Consider the following 3,119-nt stretch of genomic DNA (forward strand, 5'->3'; position numbering starts at 1 on the left):
TTATAATTCCTTGGATAAAGTGAAGGAATTGGATGCCAAATTTAATGCTGAGGTAAAAGTGTTCGTTCTTGCCTGGAATGATGAGATGGAAAACCGAATCTTACAGCTTCCACAATCAGATGACAGCACGGTTACCTTCACCTGGGGTGAGATTATGAGACATACCCTTGCACATGAAATTCACCACATTGGGCAAATTTCAGTATGGGCAAGGGAGATTGGAAAGCAGCCAGTGACGGCGAATTTCATCGGACGCGGCCTTTTTCAAAACGAAAAAGTTTAGTGCGGTTTTAATCGACTAAAATGAATTAAAGCCGTAAACCAGCTTAATGCGAAATGATCATTGGATCGATAAGTCTGATTAGGGAAATTATATTGACATTAGAATCATTCCATAATATATTAATAAATGTCCTCGTTAATTTGGGACAAACAGAATAACGATTCCTTAGCTCAGCTGGGAGAGCGCTACCTTGACAGGGTAGAGGTCGCTGGTTCGAACCCAGTAGGAATCATAATTTTTTGAAAGCGTGAATCCTTTATTGTAAGGGATTCACGCTTTTTTTTACATAGGAATTATTTTGGCTATCTTAAAGGAAGTGCCCGGACATGCTTCTTGCTGTACGGGCACTTTATTGTAGGGGAATTATTGAACTGAATCCATCATTTCTCCTTCAATATTTATCAATTTCAGATAACCAGATACTGTTGAGATGTAGAGATGAATTCCCGTACAGCAAAGCTTAGGTATTTATCTTTTTTCCAGATAAGCCCCAGTTCGAGGTCAACTGCTGATTTTTGGAAGGGAAGTACTGAAATTTCCTTATTGTTAATATTCTCGCAAATCTTGCTGGGCAAAAGTGCTATTCCCATTTTCCCCTCGACCATTCCCAGCAAAAAGTCCTTCTGAGAGCTTTCACATACAATATTGGGCTGGAAGTTGTTTTTCGAGCATTCTTCAATAATTAAGTCATAAAGTGTGAAGTCTTTTCGATACAAAATAAAAGGTTCATTTTTCAATTCGGAAAAATGAACTTCTTTTTTTGATGCTAAAGCATGGTCACGATGAACAATTAACATGAGCGGATCCTTTATGACATTTATGATTTCAAAACTGCTGCCTTGAGCAGGCAGTGTGCAGATTAGTCCGATATCCAGTGATCCTTCCTCGACACCCTTCTTTATTTTTTTGGTCCCTACTTCCGTCAGAGTTATTTTTACGAGGGGGTATTTCTCTTTGTATTGGCTGATTAGCTTTGAAAAGAAAGCTGCGCCAACAATTGGAGGAATGCCAATTCGTATTTCACCGCTTTTTAGCTCCATCAGATCAGTTAATTCCAGGGTCAGGTTTTTGAATGCCTCTAATACTTTTTTTGCATTCATTAATACTGCTTTTCCTGCGTCGGTTAATTCAAGCTGCTTGGAAGAACGGTAAAATAACGGCACTCCTAGTTCTCCTTCTAAATTTTTGATTGCTTTACTAATTGAAGGCTGCGAAACGTGAAGCGTTTGTGAGGCTTTTGTAAAGCTTAATTGCTCTGCAACTTCGGAAAAGTACTCTAAATGACGTATGTCCAAGTAATTTCACCTCCAGGACTTAAAAAGATAAGTGTTTTTTTATAATATTCTAACATTTTAAAGTAAAACCGATTAGTTAGTCTACTGATTGGACAGGTTATTTTAATAGCTCCTGGCAGCTTTATAGCCAAAATGCATAAAGAATATAGAATATATGTATTTTATTTATAAAGTTAATCCATTATATAATGAACTAAATTCAGAATATTCTTACGAAGTGATAATACTGAGATTTTTAGTGATTTTAAAAAGGAGATGTTAGGATGGAGAATTTACAAAAAGAATCTCTCTTGCTGCATGAAAAATTTAAAGGGAAATTATCCGTGGATGTGAAAATGCCTTTAAATAATATGAAGGATTTAAGTTTAGCATATTCTCCAGGTGTAGCTGAACCATGCAAGCAGATTCATGCTCATCCGGAAAAAGTCTATGATTATACAATTAAAGGGAACTTAATTGCAGTTGTATCGGACGGGACATCCGTGCTGGGGCTGGGGGATATTGGACCGGAAGCTGCAATGCCAGTAATGGAAGGGAAGGCCGCACTATTTAAAGCCTTTGCTGGGATTGATGCGATCCCTATTTGCCTCGATACGAAAGATCCTGAAGAAATAATAAAGACAGTTAAATTGCTTCAGCCAACCTTTGGAGGAATTAATTTAGAAGATATCGCCTCACCGAATTGTTTTTACATTGAAGAGAGGCTAAAAAAAGAAATGAACATTCCAGTATTTCATGACGACCAGCATGGAACCGCAATCGTAACCGCTGCAGGTTTAGTTAACTCCTTGAAACTGGTTAATAAAAAAATCGAGGAAATTAAGGTAGTAATAAACGGGGCTGGTGCCGCGGGAATCGCCATTATTAAGCTATTAAGGAATATGGGCGTGAACAATTTGATTATGTGCGATACAAAGGGAGCCATTTATGAAGGCAGACAGGCAGGAATGAATTCACTGAAGGAATCCGTTTCAAAAATTACTAATCAAAATAAGCTGAAGGGACAGCTGTCAGATGTGATAGCAGGTGCCGATGTGTTCATCGGTGTTTCATCCGCCGAGGCACTGACAAAGGAAATGGTACGTAAGATGTCTCATGATGCCATTATCTTTGCTATGGCAAATCCAGTGCCGGAAATCATGCCTGAAGAAGCAAAGGAAGCAGGTGCTAGGATTGTAGGGACGGGACGTTCGGATCTGCCTAACCAGGTCAACAATGTACTGGCATTTCCTGGCATATTCAGAGGTGCTTTAGATGTTTTCGCTACCGATATTAATGATGAGATGAAGGCTGCAGCAGTGAAAGCAATTGCAGGTTTAATAGAGTGTGATGAATTGTCTGAGGATTATGTAATACCTGGCCCACTAGACAGCAGAGTAGTTTCTGCAGTAAGAGACGCGGTTGCAAGGGCTGCCCACGAAACAGGTGTTGCGCGCAAGGCGATATTCTACAGTGATTTAGTAAACATCCAGGGGTAGAGCATTTGATTTCATGAGCTTTATAGTAAGATCGCAACCAGGGGAAACCAGCCGATAATTCTC

General features: G+C 39.3%; 3 protein-coding genes and 1 tRNA gene. 3 read left to right on the forward strand and 1 reads right to left on the reverse strand.

What is annotated here, in order from left to right:
- Both WB217_RS03475 and WB217_RS03480 read left to right on the forward strand, forming a co-directional pair.
- A partial coding sequence (locus WB217_RS03475; RefSeq protein WP_423990675.1) for a DinB family protein occupies nt 1-283 on the forward strand: 283 nt, incomplete at its 5' end.
- Nucleotides 284-442: 159 nt separating this feature from the next.
- Nucleotides 443-515, forward strand: a tRNA-Val gene (locus WB217_RS03480).
- A 175-nt stretch (nt 516-690) separates the two neighbouring features.
- Here WB217_RS03480 and WB217_RS03485 read toward each other — a convergent pair.
- Entirely contained in the window at nt 691-1,578 is an 888-nt protein-coding gene (locus WB217_RS03485) for a LysR family transcriptional regulator (protein ID WP_423990677.1), read from the reverse strand.
- Between the two features lie 263 nt (nt 1,579-1,841).
- Between WB217_RS03485 and WB217_RS03490 the strand changes: the two genes are divergently transcribed.
- Nucleotides 1,842-3,056: an NAD(P)-dependent malic enzyme gene (locus WB217_RS03490; protein ID WP_423990679.1), complete on the forward strand. Its 1,215-nt coding sequence runs from the start codon at nt 1,842-1,844 to the stop codon at nt 3,054-3,056.
- Nucleotides 3,057-3,119 lie beyond the last annotated feature (63 nt).

This window comes from Mesobacillus sp., from assembly GCF_049588175.1.
In the GTDB taxonomy this organism is placed as follows: domain Bacteria; phylum Bacillota; class Bacilli; order Bacillales; family Cytobacillaceae; genus Mesobacillus.

Bases quoted from the DNA above. Each gene is read 5' to 3' on its own strand.
- WB217_RS03490 (WP_423990679.1), top strand. From the start codon at position 1,842: ATGGAGAATTTACAAAAAGAATCTCTCTTGCTGCATGAAAAATTTAAA.